We start from the raw sequence: 18,893 nt of genomic DNA, 5'->3' as shown, positions 1-18,893 counted from the left end.
AAGGGCTAAAATCCCTTGTCAATCCTGGTGTTTTTGAGAAATTTGCAAAATATTGATATATAAAGAGCGGAAACAATATAGCATCTGTTTCCGCTCTATGTTATTGCAGATATTACTTAATCATTTTTGCAAAGTGCTCCAAAGTGCGAACCAATTGTGCAGTGTAGGACATTTCATTGTCATACCAAGCTACAGTTTTAACCAATTGTTGGTCGCCAACAGTCAGAACTTTAGTTTGAGTTGCATCAAACAGGGAACCGAAAGTGATACCTTGGATGTCAGAAGATACGATTTCGTCTTCAGTGTATCCGAAAGTTTGTGGGTCGGAAGCTTCTTTCATTACTGCGTTAACTTCTTCAGCAGTAACTTTTTTACCCAGAACAGTTACGAGCTCAGTCAGGGAACCAGTAGCTACTGGTACACGTTGAGCTGCACCATCCAATTTGCCTTGCAGTTCTGGAATTACCAGACCGATTGCTTTAGCAGCACCCGTTGTGTTAGGGATGATGTTTTCAGCTGCTGCGCGAGCACGACGGAAGTCACCTTTAGGGTGTGGAGCATCCAATGTGTTTTGGTCGCCAGTGTAAGCGTGAATTGTAGTCATCAAACCTTGAACGATTCCGAATTTGTCTTGCAGTGTTTTTGCCATAGGTGCCAGGCAGTTCGTTGTGCAAGATGCGCCGGAGATTACAGTTTCAGTACCGTCGAGGATTTCATGGTTTACGTTGTAAACGATGGTTTTCATGTCGCCAGTAGCTGGTGCGGAGATAACAACTTTCTTAGCTCCACCTTTCAAGTGTTTCTCAGCTGCTTCTTTAGTTGTGAAGAAACCAGTACATTCCAGAACGATATCTACGCCCAGGTCGCCCCAAGGAAGTTCTTCCGGGTTACGGTTAGCCAATACTTTAACTTCTTTGCCGTTCACTTTGAAGAAGCCATCATGTACTTCAACATCGCCATCGAAGCGACCTTGAGTTGTATCATATTTGAGCAAATGAGCCAGCATTTTAGCGTCAGTCAAGTCGTTGATTGCTACTACTTCAATGCCCTCTACATTTTGAATACGGCGGAATGCCAAGCGTCCAATACGTCCAAAACCGTTAATACCTACTTTAATCATGAGTAAGTTCCTCCCAAGTTTTGATTAATTTTTTTATGAAACTTATATATTCAAGACAGACGGTGAAGTCCGTCAAGACAACAATAGTTGTGTTGCAAAGTAAGCGAAGTAAAACCTTATTCCATTTCAGCAACGATGACTTCGGCAGCAGCCTCATCAATAATCAGAATATCTTCCTGACCAAATCGCAACACGGAATGTATAGCAGCAGCTTTGCTTTTGCCACCTGCGATTCCAATCACTACATCGGTTCGTTCAATATCCTGAAGTCGCATCCCCAGTGTAAGCATGGTATGTACCACCTTACCCTGATCGTTAAAGTAATAACCGAAAGATTCAGATACGGCTCCCTGCTCCTGAAGTTCATCTATGATCTCTGTAGCAAGTTTACGTCGTGTCGCCATCTCCACGGCATCACCAATTCCATGAATAACAATCCGCGATTTTCGAATCAGCTGCAGAATCTCCTGAACACTGGGGTCCTGGATTAATGATTCATAGGCATGATCACTAAGCAAATCCGGTACATGCAGGAGTTTATATTGCGCTCCTACCCGTTTTGCCATCGTAGATGCAATCGTATTTGCCTGAATTTCAAGGCTTTCTCCAAGTCCACCGCGTGCCGGTACGAACCAGACACCTTTGAGCGATGTTGGCGGAGTCAGTTGCTCTGCGACTTCGGCCGTTGTTGATCCGCCAGTAACGGCGACAACGTCGTTGTCACTCATGATATTGCCGAGAGCCTTCGCTCCGGCTCTGCCCAGTTCCCTTTTGGCAAATGGAGATACGTCCGAATCGCCAGGAACCACAACTACCTTTTGCAGACCGTAGGCTTGCTTGATGCGCTCTTCCAGCTCGGATAATCCGAACAACTCTTTGGCTACGGGCTCTAACTGCTGCAGCAAATCATACCCTGCCTCGCTGATCTTCATTCCTGCACTGTCAATTTCAATAAGTCCCTGAGCCTTTAACAGATCGGTCTCAGCCCTCAGAACCCGCTCGGTCATCTGCATGGAATTAGCTAACGTTCTCCGTCCGATCACATCCGATAACATGATCTGCTGCAGAATCGTATACCTCTTTTTCAAGACATCCATGAGATCAGGCAGAAGCTGCTTTTGTACTTCTAAAATCGTTCGCATGCTTTCCACTCCCGCAAGTTCTCGTTCCAAGCTCTCTTTCGTGGCCCTAAAACGTCCCGGGTTAACTTTTTAAGTCCCACGTCTATTCTACCTAAAACTGACGTGACATGCAAGTGTTTCAACGTGTTATTTCGACACACATTCAGCGTTTGTACGCGCCTATTTTCACAATCCTAGACTTCCATGATCAAGGACTAGCTCACGCATACCATATATAGAAGAAACAAATGAATCCCGTCTACATATCGCTCAGAATACATTTCATCCGGCATGTCCAAAACCTCTAATAGCATTTACTTAAATGCACTCTTTATCCACTCTTCTTCATCATGATCATTTTTAGGTTAATCCAAACCAATACACATCACGAATTGCTTGCAATTAAATATTTCATGAGCTATAATCATTATTGCTGTCACATAATGTGCGCCCGTGGTCCAATGGATATGACGTAGGCCTCCGAAGCCTGAGATCCAAGTTCGATTCTTGGCGGGCGCGCCACTTTTATTTAACAGCTCATAACCCTTTTAACCAATGAAACCGGAAAGGTTTCTTTTTTTTGCAAGTTAGTTTGACTTTCTTTGACTTTTTGTTTGGAATTGTTTATTATGTGGGTAATACGGTAACAGTTTAAATATAAACACCAATAACATTTACATTCCGAGGAGGTTTTTCACGTGAGTTTTATTCCAATGGTCGTTGAACAGAGCAACCGGGGTGAGCGCGCCTATGACATCTACTCCAGATTGCTGAAGGATCGTATTATTTTCCTTGGTAGCGATGTTAATGATGTAGTGGCTAATGCCATTATGGCACAGATGTTGTTCCTGGCTGCGGAAGATCCGGAGAAAGACATTCACTTATACATCAACAGCCCAGGCGGATCGATTACAGCCGGTATGGCCATTTACGATACAATGCAATTCATCAAACCGGATGTATCTACCATCTGTGTAGGTATGGCGGCTTCCATGGGTGCATTCTTGCTGAACGCTGGTGCAAAAGGGAAACGTTTTGCGTTGCCTAACAGTGAAATCATGATTCACCAACCGCTTGGTGGTGCTCAAGGTCAAGCTTCGGACATCGAAATTCGTGCTCGCCGCATCCTGAAAATGCGTGATACCTTGAACCGCATCATCTCTGAGCGTTCAGGTCAACCTCTGGAGCGGATCGAGAAAGATACAGATCGTGACTACTTCATGAGTGCTGCTGAAGCTGCCGATTACGGTATCATTGATAAAGTTATTGAAAACGTAGGTTCCCAAGGCATCTAAGTGTGATGTAGACCCCGGTCTACGCGTTAACATATCAATACCTAACGTAATCAGCAACACCTCATTGTGTTGTCTAACGAGAAGAAGCCCTCATCATAATTATGATGAGGGCTCTTTTTTTCATTTTATAAGAAGGATAACCGAAGAGTGCACAATAATAGTTCGTTATTTGGTTCCAGTTACATTACTGAAAGGTTCTGTGCCTTTAGGGAGAAGCTCTTTATACGTGAATGGCATTTCAGGGAAGCCTTCTGCGTACGCCGTATATTCATACAACTGGAAGAACACAACTACCCCTGTTGGTGTCACATAGAAATCCTGGTCCTTATTCAACCCTTTGTAACCTTCCAGGTATCCACCGCGGGCTTTCAGTTGCTCGCCCACTTTTTTACCCAACGTCTCGCGCATGGTTTTGTTATTTTGCAGCACATCATCTAATGTAAGCTCCTTGCCTGTGTCCAGTGCAAAGGTGTGGCCGGTACGGGTTGTCATGCCATGTGCTCCTGCATAGTCCTCATAACGTTGAGTGATCAAACCTAGCACGCCGTTCTCATTGTAGGTCACGACATACGAAGTTTCAAAAGCATATGGACGTTTTGCGGTTGCCCCGCCAAATTCAGTGGTTTGTTTTTTGAAAGCAGCAACAGCCGTGTCCACTTCATCTTTGAGCACTTTGTTGATGGCCGCTTCAGCTTCTTTGCTGGCAAGTCCACTTACCTGCGGATATTGAACATCTACTTCAGCGTTTTTCACAGTGACATTAACTGTGGCCGCCTTAACTTTCACGCTATTTTGTTTCACCTTGCTGAGTGTTAACGTTTTGGTTTTGCCATCCCAATTTCCCTGTACACCCAGATAATCTCTCATTGCCGAGAATGGAATATATAATCGACCTTGAATCAATTTCGCTTCCACCTGAGGGTAATAACCGTTAATGTAAACGTTTGGCTGTCCATCCATCAAGCTAACAGTCATCGCATTGTTGGCTGCTGTTACCGTATATGACTTGGTTTTGGCATCATATTTCAACGTACCGCCCGCTACATCTTTGACCGCTGTCAGCGAGACCCAAGTCGATCCACCTTGAAGAAGTCCTTTTTGAGTCAGTGTTTTCCCACCCGATTTCAGAGTTACCTCAGCCGGGGTTGTCACTTTCGAGGATACAGACGCCGCCTGTACCGAACTATCCTGCCATACCGAACCACTACCTACAATAATTCCTGCTGCAAGCAACGCACTTGTCCATTTTTTCCATGATGTCATATATAAAACTCCTCTCTGAATTCACAATTAGGTATCATTGCGTATGTAATCCTGACCTGATCGCATATCTCATACGCTCACCTCTTTATTATAATTAACCCAATTTCGGAAAGGTTTACAGCTCGAGTTACAATGTTGATGAATATCAGACGGAAAATATAAGGGGATATGACCTTTTTGTCACGAACAACTATACAAAAAAGATACCAATATACAGCATTTCATGTTGCTTCAAAAAGGGTTCCCTCCTATCAAACTTCATTAAAGTTTGCTTTTGCAACAAAAAAAGACTCTGTCCACAGGACAAAGTCTTTGTCATTATTTCGTTGTACCCTTCAAATGAAACTTGTAAAGGTTACTTGAGCTTACAATCCTGGTTCACTCTTGTTTATTTCATTTCATACGTAATATTCAGGATTGTACTTACTTTAACCTGGCCTGTTTCAATCTCCGTGCCACCTGCTGTATCTTGGGCTTTGGACATTAACGCCTCGCTTGCATAGAATACAGGCACATTGGCGTCACCTTGGCTCACGGAAAGAACAGCACCCAGTTGACGTTTAACTGCTTTTGCAATGGCGCCAGCTTTCACATCTGCATTGGCAACAGCCTTCTCAATCACTTGGGACTCATAAGTTTCCGGATTTTCTACAGTAAAGCGTACATTCTCAATATTGTTGGCACCTGCCCCTGAAGCAGCATCGAGCAACTCGCCGATCTTGTCCATCTGACGATACGTGACTGTCAGTGTATGATGCGCTGTGTATCCTTTAATTTGTTGTCCGTCTTTTTCGCTATACGTATAGTTGGGTTGTACAGAGAACTGGCTGGTTTGAATGTCGTCTGCACTGATTTTCCACGTATTCTTCAGCAAGTTGGATACTTTTTGAACTTTGGCAGCATTCGCTTTTTGAGCAGATGCAGCTGTTTCTGCAGTACTGTTCACACCAATGGACAGATAAGCAATATCAGGCTTCACCTGAATCTCACCTTTACCCACGACATTAATCACATTCTGTTGTACGCCTTGAACCTCTGCAGCATAAGCATAGTTTCCTGGTGCAACCCATGCGGTTCCTCCTACAAGCAACGTACTTGCCACCAGCACTGCACCAAACGGTTTCATCCATTGTTTACCCATCACGATAGCCTCCTTATGTGTTAACATCTCAAACTTTAATCGATTTGATACCTTAACAGACGGGACAAATTCCATAATGTTGCACTTGACGATAGCAAATACGTCAATAACGCAAAAAAGCCCCTTTCGGGACTTCTTCATTGGATTGATCATATCTTATTGGTTTTCGAGCTCTTCCTTGCTTACCAGACTAACTAAAGCGTTTACAGCCTGTTCGGCATCCGCGCCTTCTGCACTAATCTGGATTTCCGTACCTGTGCTAATCGCAAGGCTCATGATCCCCATAATACTTTTTGCATTAACTTTTTTGTCGTCCTTCTCGACGAACACTTCAGACGAGTACTTATTCGCTTCTTGAACGAACAGTGCCGCAGGTCTGGCATGGAGACCCGTTTTCAAACGGACAACTACCGGGTGCTTTGTCATGGAAACTTACCCCCTATTATGAAATCTGGACATTAAATACACAATTATATTTATACAACATTATACCATTAACCCGTGCAGGACACTAGAAGAAAAAACTCAGGGTCCTTTGAAGGACATTATCTTGCCCTATTTCATCTTTTGCAGAGCGCATCCAATGACCTAAGTGAGTCTCCCAGATCCTTAACGGCTAACTTTCCCGACCGTTTCTGTTCAGCAGAAACAGCCGACCTTGTTACTTTACCCTACGACGTCTTAACCATAACGTTCTGTGCGCACTTTCTCAGCCAACTCATCAATTTTACGAAGCCGATGGTTCACTCCCGACTTGCTAACTGTACCTTTAAGGAGTTCGCCCACTTCCTTCAGATTGATATCTGGATGAGCCAGTCGAACCTCCGCCACCTCGCGAAGTTTCTCAGGCAGCGATTCCAGACCAACTTCTTTTTGCAACAAACGGATATTATCGATTTGTCTTACCGCCGCTCCAATTGTTTTATTCAGGTTGGCAGTCTCACAATTGACAATCCGGTTAACGGAGTTACGCATGTCTCGCATAATCCGTACATCTTCAAACTTGAACAAGGCCTGATGAGCACCAATGATACTGAGCAGCTCAATGATTTTCTCGCCTTCCTTAATGTATAGGATGAATCCTTTTTTCCGTTCTATACACCGGGCATTCAGATGAAATTCATTGGCCAGATCAACCAGCGCCTGACAATGCTCCTCATACATGGACGCAATCTCCAGATGGTACGAGGAACCTTCCGGATTATTAACCGATCCACCGGCCAGAAATGCACCGCGAAGATAGGCCCGTTTACAACAGTTCTGTTGAAATAACTCCGTATTAATTCCTGGCGTAAACAGAAAACCTTCCGATACAATATGAAGACTCTTGAGAATCTCCTGTACCATAGTTGGAATACGAACAATATATACATTGTTCTTTTTCAGCCGCATTTTTTTGCGGACCAGTAATTCCGTATGAACTTGAAAATGCTTTTTAAGCAGAGAGTATGCCCGTCTTGCAATGGCGGCATTCTCCGTCGAAATATCCAAGATTACTTTTTTATTCGATAACTGCACTGCACCAAGCATACGGATGAGGGCTGAAAGTTCCGCCTTTTCGCAGCACGGTTCGCTCTCGATCATGGTTAACTCTTTTTTGGTCTGTGCTGCAAACGACATGGGACTTCACCTCTTCCGTAACATCCAATTTTGTACCAGCTGGTAGATGTGATGACTTAACTTGTCGGCATCATGACGCAGATAAGTCTTGAACAGAACAAGAGTATCTGCAACCACCTGATAGCCGGCACTTTCGAGTACATTCATATCCAGTACAACCGGTTTTGCTCCTTTTTCCGCATACTTATTCTGCACTTGCAGCGGAATATCCCCATTATTTACGATAACATAGTCGAAGAGCTGATGACCTATATGCTCGTGTACCGCCTTAAGGTGGTCACTTACCGTATAGTTATCCGTTTCTCCCGGCTGTGTCATAACATTACAGATAAACATCTTCACCGCATCAGCCTCTACCACAGCTTCTGCAAGCTTAGGTACAAGCAGATTGGGAAGGATGCTTGTATATAGGCTGCCTGGCCCGATCAGAATGGCGTCAGCTTGACGAATAGCCTCTACCGCCTCTGGCAACGGCTCCACGTGATCCGGTTCAAGGAAAACACGTTTGATGCGTCCACCTGCCTCGGGGATTTTGGATTCACCTGTAATAATTGTGCCATCTTCCATCTCGGCATGCAACACAACGGCCTGCCCAGCTGCTGGCAATACCTCACCTCGAACGGCAAACACGCGGCTAAGCTCCCGCACTGCGGTCACAAAGTCGCCCGAAATATCCGTCATTGCAGCCAAAATCAAATTTCCCAAGCTGTGGCCTGCAAGCCCCGCGCCTGTATTGAAACGGTACTTCAACATATCTGAAAGCAATGGTTCTACATCAGCCAGTGCCGTAAGCACGTTTCGAATGTCGCCCGGAGGCGGCATCTGTAGCTCATTGCGCAGGATGCCTGAACTTCCACCGTCATCTGCAACCGTGACGATGGCCGTGATATCCAGCGGCTTCTCTTTCAAACCGCGTAACATCACGGATAATCCGGTTCCGCCGCCCATTACAACTATTCTCGGACGTTCTCTTCGTGGTCCGGCCTCTTTCATCCCTTCACCCTCTTCAATGACGGTCCCGGTCAGCGTCGCGATGGCTTACGGTGACAGCTTCTGTCTCGCTGCTTCCCAACATCTTGCCCAAATATTCCGATATTGCTACCGAACGATGCTTGCCTCCGGTACAGCCGATTCCAATAATAACCTGGCTTTTGCCTTCCTTCCGGTATTGCGGAATCAGGAAATGCAGCATATCCAGCAGCTTGGTCAGAAACGCCTGTGTCTCTGGCCACTTCATAACATATTCGTACACATCACTATTCTGTCCCGTATTCGGTCGTAAATGATCAATATAATGCGGATTCGGTAAAAAACGTACATCAAACACCAGATCAGCATCAATTGGAATGCCATATTTGAATCCGAACGACGTAATATTCACTGACAGCATTTGGCTTTCCAGATGAGAGAAGCGGGAAATGATGCGTTCTTTCAGTTGGGCAGGCTTCATTGTACTTGTATTCAGTACCTGAGTAGCGGAGTTTTTGAGTTCCTCCAACATCTTGCGTTCCAGTCGGATGCCGTCCAGCGGCATGCCCTCAGGAGCCAGAGGATGTCTGCGCCTGCTTTCTTTGTAACGCTGAACAAGTACAGAATCTGTAGCATCCAGGAATAAAATTTCGCAATGAATGGTAAAATGATCTTTAATATAGTTCAAAGACTCGGACAGAGCCGTAAAGAATTCACGCCCGCGCAGATCGATAACCAATGCAACCTTACCAATCTTGCCGTTTGACTGTTCAATTAGTTCCGCAAATTTTGGAATCAATACCGGTGGCAGATTATCCACACAGAAGAAACCCAGATCCTCCAGGCTTTGTACTGCAATGGTTTTACCTGCCCCCGACATGCCCGTAATGATAATGAGCGTGGCGCCTGTGCCTGGTGAGCCTTCACCTTCAAGCATAAATGTCCCCTCCTTATCATATTGCTGTCTTCATATATTGTTACGAGGTTACTAGGAACGCAAGAGAAGACCTGCCGCACCCACAATACCTGCATTATTACCAAGTGTAGCTTCCAGAATCTGAACCCCATCTTGCAACGGTTCCGGTGTCAGCTTGGCAAATACGGTACGTATTTCATCGAACAAGAAATTGCCCGCTTTGGATACGCCACCACCAATGATGAACATCTCTGGGTTAATGACAGCCGCTACAGTAGCCATGGACTTGCCCAGGTAAAAGGCCGCACGGTTTACAATACGCTGTGCCACTTCATCGCCTGCCTTGGCAGCATCGAATACTTCTTTGGCTGCAATCTTGTCGACGAGTGCCAGTGACGTATGATCACCGCGTTCTACCGCATCCTTCGCCATACGAATAATACCCGTTGCAGACGATACAGTTTCTACACACCCCATTTTACCACAGCCGCACTTGATGGCCTCCAGATCAGGTACAACACTAATATGACCCAGCTCTCCCGCCATACCCGAGAAGCCTTGATAGATGTTCCCATTCAAGATCAAGCCTCCGCCAACGCCAGTACCGAGCGTATAACATACGCAATTGTCTACGCCTTTGCCGGCACCTGCCCATACTTCACCCAGTGCAGCCACGTTTGCATCGTTATCTATTTTGATTGGCTTGCCCAGACGTTCTTCCAGAATCGAACGAATGGCCACATTCCGAAATCCGATGTTAGGGGCATGAACGATAATTCCCTCGCGTACATTCGTGAAACCGGCCACTCCAGCGCCTACACCCTCAAGCTGTTCCCAACTGTAAGGTGATTCGGCTACGATATGTCGGACATACTTCTCGATGTTGGCGATGACCGTGTCTACGCCCTTATCCACTTCAGTCGGTCCTTCATACGTATGCATTAGCTGACCATGTTCATCGCATATACCGACTTTGATTGCTGTTCCGCCGAGATCGACCCCAACGTAGATTTTCTCAGACATGCTGCAAGCCACCTTTATCTATCTAAAATAGTTTAAGTCCTACGTACCAACTATAATTGAAGGATACGCCTGGGTCAAGACGATAAGACCTCGGATACACCATGCTCCGTTAGGGTTGTGAACCACATCACATAGCATTTATGAATACGTATACAATCTTATTACCTTCATTTATAAACGCACGCTTCATTCCTTCCTCCATAACAGAGGAAGCCTCAACTCATGATATTGCATCTTCACTCGTTCCATTCATAAAAGATGATCATCGTCCCCTCATAACGGTGACTCGTCTTATGCACCCGCTCACCTGTCATTCCCATGCAGAAAGCGATCTATTGACGGTATTGCCAACAAAAAAGCGCCTTCCATGGTTGGAAGGCACCTTACTTTTCACAAATATCTGAAGTTGTTCAATTGGATTGAACTCAGCCATTCTTCAGCTATACGTCACAACTTCGTTTCCAAACGTACCGGCTCTTCTGTTTTCTCCATCTTATTCACATCCAGAATATCAAGCAGGAAGACGAAAATCGGAATACCAATGATCAGCCCCCAGATCCCCAGGAAGTGTTGCGACAGAATCAGTACGATAAAGGTGTAGAACATCGGCAGTTTGGTCTTATGTGCCATCAGTTTTGGATTCAGGAAATACGTCTCCAAGGCATGAATTACAATAATCATGATGATCACAATAATACTTAATTTCAGTCCACCCATCTGATACCCAATCAGACAGAGTGGTACCAGTGAGATGATAACCCCCGCCACGGGCACCAGACTGAGCAGGAACACCAGAATGGTCAGAGCGAACAGATATGGGAAACCCAGAATCCATAAACCCAAGATCGTCAGCACTGTATTGAACACCGCAATCAGAAGCTGTGCCTCAATGACTTTACCAAAAGAAGATACGAATTTGTCTCCCAGATAAGCTACTTCATTATAGAACCATCCAATTTTACTTGTTTTGAACTTGGACGTAAACTTGGATATCTCCTGCTTCTGCAACAAGAAGAACAAACTCAGAATGATAACGAGCAGAATAAACTCCAGCCATTTGCTCAAAGCGAAAATATATTTCAATGCATCATTGGTGTAATTTTTAATATCGAAGGATTGAAGATAACCCGCAATTTTGGATGCAAAATTATCACCGTCTGCACTATCCAGAAATTTCATAATCTCGTTCGTTAACTGAACGACCTGATCCACGATCCGCGGTGAATATCTGGAAATGCCAAGTACAATTACTGCGATAACAATCATATAGAGCAGGATGACCACAACTTTATAATTGATCGGAAACAACCGATTCAAACCACCTGTAATGAAATGCTGTAACCTGTTCATGACATACGTCACCAGGAACAACAGCAGAATCATGTGCAGCATACTCCCCATACTGAACAAAACTAAACAGAACAAGAGCAGGATCAAAAATCGTCTCACTGTCGCATTCTGTAGCCAATCTTTTATCATTTCCCCCAAAATCTTCACCTCACAGCTAATATGCCCCATATGTATACGAACTCATGCCCACTGTAGTTTCAAAAAAAGAGAAGCCTTCCGGCTTCTCTCATTACATGAGACTTCCCGTTGTCTCTTATTCCTAGCATATGCCTAACCTCACGCATGTCATGCTTATTTATCCAACGTTTCGCTCCAATCATGGACAATGCTTCCTTCAAGGAACTTCTCACAATCCATCGCGGCCATACAACCGGATCCTGCAGCCGTAATAGCTTGACGATACTTCGTATCCTGAACATCACCACAGGCAAATACACCCGGTATATTGGTCTCCGTCGTTCCTGGTTTAACCACAACATAGCCATGTTCGTCCAGTGTGATCGCATTACCCAAAAATCCGGTATTTGGTGTGTGACCAATGGCAACGAATACGCCATCTGCTTCAAGCAACTCTTCCTGCCCCGTCTCGTTGTTGCGTACCTTCAGGCCTTTGACACCCATAGCTTCAGGTACGACCTCGAGGGGAGTGCGGTTCAGCGCCCACTTCACCTTCTCATTGCTGCGAGCCCGATCCTGCATAATCTTGGATGCACGCAATTCATCCCGGCGGTGAACTAATGTAACGTCTGTTGCAAAACGAGTCAGGAAGCTCGCTTCCTCCATGGCGGAGTCACCACCGCCCACAACTACGATCTTTTTGCCTCGGAAGAAGAAGCCGTCACATGTCGCGCATGTACTTACACCACGTCCCACATTTTCCTGTTCACCCGGAATACCGAGATAACGAGCGGATGCACCTGTGGAGATAATGATCGATTCAGCTTCCAGTTCACCGATTCCTCCAACTTTGACCTTGAAGGGCGGTTTGCTGAAATCCACTTCTTCCACCCAACCGTTTTTGAATTCCGCTCCAAAACGTTCAGCTTGCTTACGCATGTTATCCATAAGTTCTGGACCCATGATACCTTGCGGGAAACCGGGGAAATTCTCAACTTCCGTTGTCGTTGTCAATTGACCACCCGGCTGAAGACCTTCGATAACCAGTGGTTTCAGATTAGCACGAGCCAGATATATCGCTGCTGTCAGACCCGCAGGTCCCGTTCCGATCACAATCGTTCTGTATTTAGACATATAGATACAGCCTCCTTAATTAAGGTGAGAATGTGTTGTACTAGCGATGAACTTGCCAAGATGATATCCTACAGGCATTTACGAGGCCCATTCGTTAAGTTTACCCGTTTTCCCGGTTGTTGTATCCTTCACCTCATGATGTCTTTCTGAAAACAAGTGAGGGCCAACTTTCTATACAAGTGGTGGATTGCTGTTACACACCGAATGAATCTGTTTCGCATATTTGCTAACCGTTGATGCCGATATCCCATACCGCTCAGCAATACTTTGATAGGTAACGGGCCGACTGTGATTCTTCGCTGCTAAATATTCAAGTCCTGCAGCCCAACCCTCAATCTGCTTCGTACCCGGAACCTCCGGATGTACCCGGGATACATAATCCGTCCAGAGCCGTTCCATCTCTTGCTGTAACTCAGCCTTCGCTTCAGACATCTGTAACGCACGATCAACAACAGCCTGCCAATGGGAGGTCGAGCCAGTGTCCGATTGTTCTGATGTGGATTGAACCTTCCCAATGGACTTCAAGGCAACAGGAGAAAAGGGACGAACCACCTGAGTATTCCTATCCTCATGTTCAGCGGATTCCAATCCGCTCAGTACAGCTTGTGCTGCCTCAAGCAGATCCTGTTCTTCTCCCGGCTCTTCAATAAAGGATTGCAGAGCCTGCTGCACCTCATAATCACCGATCATTCCAAGCGCATGAATAACCTGTAGCTTGGTTGACCGATCACCATGCCGCAATGCCCAGAAGAACGATGAACGAATTAATGGATCATTCTTCATTTCTTCAGGAATGCCGTTACCATAGTTTTCCCACTGTCTGAATTGCTCGTCAAATGGCAGATGATAGTGATAACTTAGCTTCTCTGGCTCTTGCTCGCCTTGTCTTACAGCTTCAAGACCTGACAGATAGTACCGAGATACTTCGGAACCCGGATCAAGCTTGGATACATGATGCCATAAACGCTCAGCAGCATCATAACGTTCTGTATTATAAGCCGCCACTGCTGCATAATGAGCAAGTGCCGGATCAGCAGCTGTCTCTTCATCCTTGAGCAAACGCCGGAAGTGAACATAAGCCGTATCGTGTTGGCCCAGTATTCCCATCGTTGTCGCCAGTTTGTAGACTTGTTCGTGCTGGAACGGCACGATGACCCGCAATTTTTTGATCAGAAGCAGCACTTGATCAGCCCGGTTCTCATTTTGATGGAAAATGGCCAGATTACAGAGTGCATGCAGATTACCTGGTTCCTGTTCAAGCACTTCGGCAATGGTCTCTTTCGCTTTGGAAAACAGACCCATATAATAGTAGGCGAGTGCCAGATTGTTACGGGCAGCCAAGTAATCAGGATAATCAGAAGACATGCCTTCGAGCAATTCAGCAGCCTGTGCAAATTTCCCTTCTTCCAATAGTTCCCGTGCCTGATCGTGCTCCACTACACCTTTGCGTGATTTGATTCGATTCAGTTTGGTCGGACGATCCAGCTCATAGTACAGAAGCTCCATCATCTCTTCGGCCTCCGTCATGAACTGACCCTGGGTGTCCTCCTCCAGATAGGTAACAAGTGCTTGCTCGGCTTCCTCAAACCGATCCATATTTGCATAATTGTTCGCCATATAGAAATAACATTCCGTCATCGACGGATCTACCACTTCCAGCACGTTAGCCAGAATGGCATTGGAGGCTTCGTAATCCCCCTTCTCCGATAATATACCCGCCATATTACAATGATTTACCGGATTTTCCGGTTCGTATTCAACAGCTTTGCGAAAATATTTTAATGCCTTGTCAACATGATTACGGTCCAGCGAGCGGACAGCTCTTTCAAAAAAGAAAGAAGCATCCAAGTGAATCGGTATAATATTGGCAAGGTGTCCCTCAGCCCGCACTAGCTTGCCCTTCATCTTCCAAGGCACCTCCTCTTTGCATTTCATTCATACTCTCCAGTATACCACATCTTAAGGCCCACTTCTCAATATGTAGTTTCATGTCGTTTATGAAAAAAATGCAAAAGAAAGTGATATTCCATTTTGTAGGAAACATATCACCTTGGAGCGTTGTTTATTAAAAGGATACCCTTTTTTGCCTAGAGATTCCGACACCACTTGCCACAGGATCTCTTTGCAGTATTGCATTAGTCTAATCCCGTCGGTTACGGGATGTCGTATGTAATTATAAAAATGAAGGTACATCATTATTGTTTTAAGGAGATGTTATATTGATGATCTCGAAAATAACACCACGTATATTCATCTTAATCTGCTTGTTTGCTTTGAATGGATGTTCAGAAGATATAAAAAATGATGAAAATCAATTTACACTTGATGAAGTAGTAACAGTGCTCGAGTCTCAAAACTTGAATTTAGTGTCCTTTGGTATAACGGGGTATCCGTTGAAATTAAATGATGTTGTACCTGAGGTGTACTCCGTTGAAGTGCCAGTGGAAGAAGATCCGTATAACCCTGAATTTATGCATTTCTATATTTTCAATTCTGAAAAGGATCGTAGTAGCGGGACCAAAGAATTCAATAAACACATGGAAAGTGCCCATTTCACAACGTTCCCTTTTCTATATGAGAAAGGAAATGTTCTTATCGTCTACTGGAGCAATACCAAAGATAATCCTCTGTTCACTAAACCAATCGAAACTGCGTTGGAGCAACTGAAATGATAGTTCACAGTATGAGACGTATCCTGAAATATCAAAATCCATTAAGTTGCATGGATTGAGCACATCATTGGGGATGTAGTGAAATCTTCGCCGTAATCATTCGTAAAAAAGAAGACCAAGCCCGCAGGCTCGGTCTTCTAAAGTTATGACTCAATATTCAACGCTATCGAAGGCGATAGTGAAATATGAATGGTTTTATCAAATGGTGTCATGAAATTGACCAGCACAACCTTGCATTTGTCCGGTAATTTTGCCTCCCGTACCGTTGCCGCCAGATGCCCAAGCTCGCCCCCGGTGATCTCCAGCCAGTCTTCTCCGCAGGTATAGCGTAATGTACCGCTTTTCCACAGATAGTGACCCTCACTCGTTTCCATCGCGTCCTCACAGGTCAGCTCACCTTCGCTTCCAAACACAAAGGACAATTGCATCATCGTATCCTCCGGTTCATTCCCTGTGAGATGCATCGTCCAGCCATTTTCCGTATGCAGAACTTCTGCCCCTACGCGCAATGTCTGCTCATGAGTAAGTTGACGACTCTGATGGGGTAACAAATACCACGGACTTATTGTTGATGCAGCAGATTCCGGCAGGAGTTCCGTAGGAATCGGACCGTAGTACCCTTTCTTCTGTTCACCCGTCAGATGATATCCCTCGGGCAGCTTCGTCATGTTTTGCATGGGTATATATCCTGGATTAAAATAAGAAGCCAGTTGCACAGCAAGCAGACGTACCTTACCGTGTCGGAGTGCAAAGAAAGGTGGAACTTCTGTCATGACAGTTACGCTTGTCTCACCCTCACGGATTCGGACCACAGGAGCACCAAAGTCCGTGTGCATCCGACTGTGAGAGATTCGTCCATGATGTCCAGTCGAACCCATCTGCCCCAGATATTGCTCGCGTACAAAGTGTTCATTCAGCATCAACTCGTAATTTTCCGGGAGCGAATTCTTCGTACCACTGGTTTGTTGAAGATCAGGTTCCAGCAACAATCTAACAAGAGCGTTGACCGAGCATACGCCCGGGTCCGTTAATGTACTATCTGCCCATGTTGCCATGCCCGCAAAAATGGAGTCACCATCTATCTTCGCCAAGATCGCATATGGTAGATAATACGACGACAAGTCGTGAATGCTTCCCAGATCCTGCCGACCAGAATAATCTGTCACAATCTCACCCGTGGGATGCACCAGATACACCATCATACGAAGATTTAGACGCACCGGCTCCAGCAACTCTGGGCGCTTGAGCAGACGTGCCGCATGAATGAGCATAATGTCGCTTACCGCATTATAGATTCCGTTGCTTCGTTCGGTCCACTCCCCATCGGGTGTAATATCCATGCCTTCCGCCAGCCACTGCTCTGCGCGCTGCACAGCTTCCTCCACACCAAAAATTTCATGCAAGAAACCGAGCGCCGCGCATAGCACCCAGCGATGATTAGGCGTATGACAGCCTCCTGTAAGCATGGTTGGAATCGTGCGTTCCAGAAACAGCCTCATGTTGGTCAGTACAGGTTGCAATGGTTCCCATTCCTGTTGCTGAAGTAGCTGATACAACTGTGAATATCCCACAACGACAAATGCAGTGTCTGGAGGGGAGTGGTAATTAGTCCAACCCGGAGATATTGAACCATCTTCATGCTGGAAGCGGAGTACATATTCCGTAGCTATCAGCAGTCGATCTAACAACACCTCATCCCGATAATAGATGGAGTCCGGATTGGAGATCGCAGCCCCCCAGTAACACATATCCGTGGGCGTGCCAGTTGTGTGGTTGACCCAGGCAACACCTGTATAGGGATCGATGGTGCCTCCATAATAACGGCTTTCAGGGTCAAGCATCTGCCGGGATATGCCTCTTTCTACCGCTCTGTCATTACTCTCCACCAGTTGTTTGTACATGTGCAGTCCCTCCATACCAATGCATTCTCCCGATGTGCGGAGTATGTTGCTTCAGCGCCTTCAATTCAGAACGGAAGCATACTCATACCGCCCGTAGGTGAGTTCATTTTTCTCGTCAGTATATACCATATACCGACAAAAGTCGCTAGAAAATACGTGCTTGTTTACTTCATATTTACGGGTCTTTGTCACTGAGGAAACAGTCGTTGAACACACGCTGTGAACACGCCAACTGTTTCCCCATCACCGCGCCTACTCTGTCTTACTCTGTCACTCCAAGCTTCTTCATAAGCAAGTCATGACTCTCGTGAATCTCTTCTGCCTTACAGGCAGACTTCAACTCATACACCTTCACTTGTGCCCGGCGGATCATCGGCAGATAGGCATCATAGAAGTTCATATCCTTACTGTGAACATACGGGCACCAGTGATCAGAGAGACCGAGTGTCTCATGAATATGCACCCCTACGATATCATCCATCAGCCCCTGCATTTCTCCCACACTGTCATAAAGGCCCATTCGGTCCATCATGATGGCATGACCCGTATCGTACCAGATACCAACCGGTGCCCCTTTGAGGGCCGTAATAATGGTCTTGGCTTCGGCAAGGGTAGGAATCTGTTGTGGTCTGGATCTCGTCTCAATGCCAAAACGAACATCCAGACCTTTAGCTGCCGCCCGATTGCATACTTCATCCAGACTGGCGATAATTTTCTCCACATACCCTGAACTGAGAGCTTGCCGCCGCTCCATCAATTCCGCCCATTTGCTGCGATACTTCGGTGAATCCGGGCCTTCCTCGTTATAGATCTTTCCAAGATCTTTGCTGATATCCTCTGGGAAAGGTACCTCTCCGGGGTGCACAACAACAGCTTCTCCCCCATAACGCTGCGCATATTCAGCCGACTCTACCAGCAATTCGATCGCCCGCTTACGTTTCACTTCATCTTCGAAGCCGAGCAAAATGGAATCTGTACCATAATCGGGATCAGGGTCATGTGGAAAGGTATTGTGGACACTAGAAATTCCGATCTCTCCACGCTCAATCATGGGCTCAATCGTCGTGAGCATCTCCTTCGTCACATTATAATTGAGCTCCACCCGGCGAAAGCCGAGATCTGCAATCTCCCGAATCATATCTTCCCCGACATCATGTTTTCGGATATTCCAGCATGTGGAGAACGAATATATCCCCTTATCTATGTGCTGCATCTGTTTTCCTTCTCCTCCCTCTGGCTAAACTTTTTACA

16 protein-coding genes and 1 tRNA gene are annotated in these 18,893 nt (G+C 45.7%); 3 read left to right on the top strand and 14 right to left on the bottom strand.

The features are described from left to right. Positions 1–112 precede the first annotated feature (112 nt). Positions 113–1,120 carry a type I glyceraldehyde-3-phosphate dehydrogenase gene (gap, locus tag NKT06_RS00920; protein WP_056695277.1) on the bottom strand — a complete coding sequence of 336 codons (1,008 nt, stop codon included), beginning with the start codon at positions 1,118–1,120 and terminating at the stop codon, positions 113–115. Positions 1,121–1,236: 116 nt separating this feature from the next. Further along, on the bottom strand, positions 1,237–2,262 hold the full coding sequence (locus tag NKT06_RS00915) for a sugar-binding transcriptional regulator (RefSeq protein WP_124118313.1): 1,026 nt from the start codon (positions 2,260–2,262) through the stop codon (positions 1,237–1,239). A gap of 426 nt (positions 2,263–2,688) precedes the next feature. Between NKT06_RS00915 and NKT06_RS00910 the strand changes: the two genes are divergently transcribed. Together NKT06_RS00910 and clpP are read left to right on the top strand one after the other, a co-directional pair. After that, positions 2,689–2,763 (top strand) — tRNA-Arg (locus tag NKT06_RS00910). 176 nt (positions 2,764–2,939) lie between these two features. Then, positions 2,940–3,536, top strand: coding sequence for an ATP-dependent Clp endopeptidase proteolytic subunit ClpP (gene clpP / locus NKT06_RS00905; RefSeq protein ID WP_017691245.1), 597 nt, complete (start codon positions 2,940–2,942; stop codon positions 3,534–3,536). 165 nt (positions 3,537–3,701) lie between these two features. On the opposite strand, the gene NKT06_RS00900 is transcribed toward clpP, so the two are convergent. The 10 genes from NKT06_RS00900 to NKT06_RS00855 form a co-directional block, all read right to left on the bottom strand. After that, positions 3,702–4,799 (bottom strand): stalk domain-containing protein, encoded by a 1,098-nt coding sequence (locus NKT06_RS00900; RefSeq protein WP_253429047.1) that lies wholly within the window; start codon positions 4,797–4,799, stop codon positions 3,702–3,704. 388 nt (positions 4,800–5,187) lie between these two features. After that, complete coding sequence (locus NKT06_RS00895; protein WP_253429045.1) at positions 5,188–5,940, bottom strand: SIMPL domain-containing protein; 753 nt, start codon at positions 5,938–5,940, stop codon at positions 5,188–5,190. Between the two features lie 156 nt (positions 5,941–6,096). Beyond that, positions 6,097–6,366: an HPr family phosphocarrier protein gene (locus NKT06_RS00890; RefSeq protein ID WP_017691248.1), complete on the bottom strand. Its 270-nt coding sequence runs from the start codon at positions 6,364–6,366 to the stop codon at positions 6,097–6,099. Between the two features lie 255 nt (positions 6,367–6,621). Then, positions 6,622–7,560, bottom strand: coding sequence for a DNA-binding protein WhiA (gene whiA, locus NKT06_RS00885; RefSeq protein WP_253429043.1), 939 nt, complete (start codon positions 7,558–7,560; stop codon positions 6,622–6,624). A 6-nt stretch (positions 7,561–7,566) separates the two neighbouring features. Continuing rightward, positions 7,567–8,553, bottom strand: a complete 987-nt coding sequence (locus NKT06_RS00880; RefSeq protein ID WP_017691250.1) for a gluconeogenesis factor YvcK family protein — start codon at positions 8,551–8,553, stop codon at positions 7,567–7,569. 13 nt (positions 8,554–8,566) lie between these two features. Continuing rightward, positions 8,567–9,466: an RNase adapter RapZ gene (gene rapZ, locus NKT06_RS00875; protein WP_017691251.1), complete on the bottom strand. Its 900-nt coding sequence runs from the start codon at positions 9,464–9,466 to the stop codon at positions 8,567–8,569. Between the two features lie 51 nt (positions 9,467–9,517). Further along, on the bottom strand, positions 9,518–10,468 hold the full coding sequence (locus tag NKT06_RS00870; protein ID WP_253429041.1) for an ROK family glucokinase: 951 nt from the start codon (positions 10,466–10,468) through the stop codon (positions 9,518–9,520). Positions 10,469–10,915: 447 nt separating this feature from the next. Next, entirely contained in the window at positions 10,916–11,947 is a 1,032-nt protein-coding gene (locus NKT06_RS00865) for an AI-2E family transporter (protein WP_301290245.1), read from the bottom strand. A 162-nt stretch (positions 11,948–12,109) separates the two neighbouring features. Beyond that, positions 12,110–13,069 (bottom strand): thioredoxin-disulfide reductase, encoded by a 960-nt coding sequence (trxB, locus tag NKT06_RS00860; protein ID WP_124118319.1) that lies wholly within the window; start codon positions 13,067–13,069, stop codon positions 12,110–12,112. 171 nt (positions 13,070–13,240) lie between these two features. Next, positions 13,241–14,974 (bottom strand): tetratricopeptide repeat protein, encoded by a 1,734-nt coding sequence (locus tag NKT06_RS00855; RefSeq protein ID WP_253429037.1) that lies wholly within the window; start codon positions 14,972–14,974, stop codon positions 13,241–13,243. Between the two features lie 317 nt (positions 14,975–15,291). Here NKT06_RS00855 and NKT06_RS00850 point away from each other — a divergent pair, with 317 nt between their 5' ends. Continuing rightward, positions 15,292–15,741: a hypothetical protein gene (locus NKT06_RS00850; RefSeq protein ID WP_253429035.1), complete on the top strand. Its 450-nt coding sequence runs from the start codon at positions 15,292–15,294 to the stop codon at positions 15,739–15,741. 143 nt (positions 15,742–15,884) lie between these two features. Here the strand turns inward: NKT06_RS00850 and NKT06_RS00845 are convergent, their stop codons facing one another. Further along, the gene (locus NKT06_RS00845) at positions 15,885–17,642 is read right to left on the bottom strand and encodes a hypothetical protein (protein ID WP_253429033.1); all 1,758 of its coding nucleotides are present in this window, start codon (positions 17,640–17,642) and stop codon (positions 15,885–15,887) included. 262 nt (positions 17,643–17,904) lie between these two features. Beyond that, positions 17,905–18,855: a sugar phosphate isomerase/epimerase family protein gene (locus NKT06_RS00840; RefSeq protein WP_253429031.1), complete on the bottom strand. Its 951-nt coding sequence runs from the start codon at positions 18,853–18,855 to the stop codon at positions 17,905–17,907. Between the last annotated feature and the right edge of the window lie 38 nt (positions 18,856–18,893).

The organism is Paenibacillus sp. 1781tsa1, from assembly GCF_024159265.1.
GTDB lineage: Bacteria > Bacillota > Bacilli > Paenibacillales > Paenibacillaceae > Paenibacillus.
The sequence above is the reverse complement of the archived record's forward strand: the minus strand, read 5'-3'. Positions and strand labels throughout refer to the sequence as shown.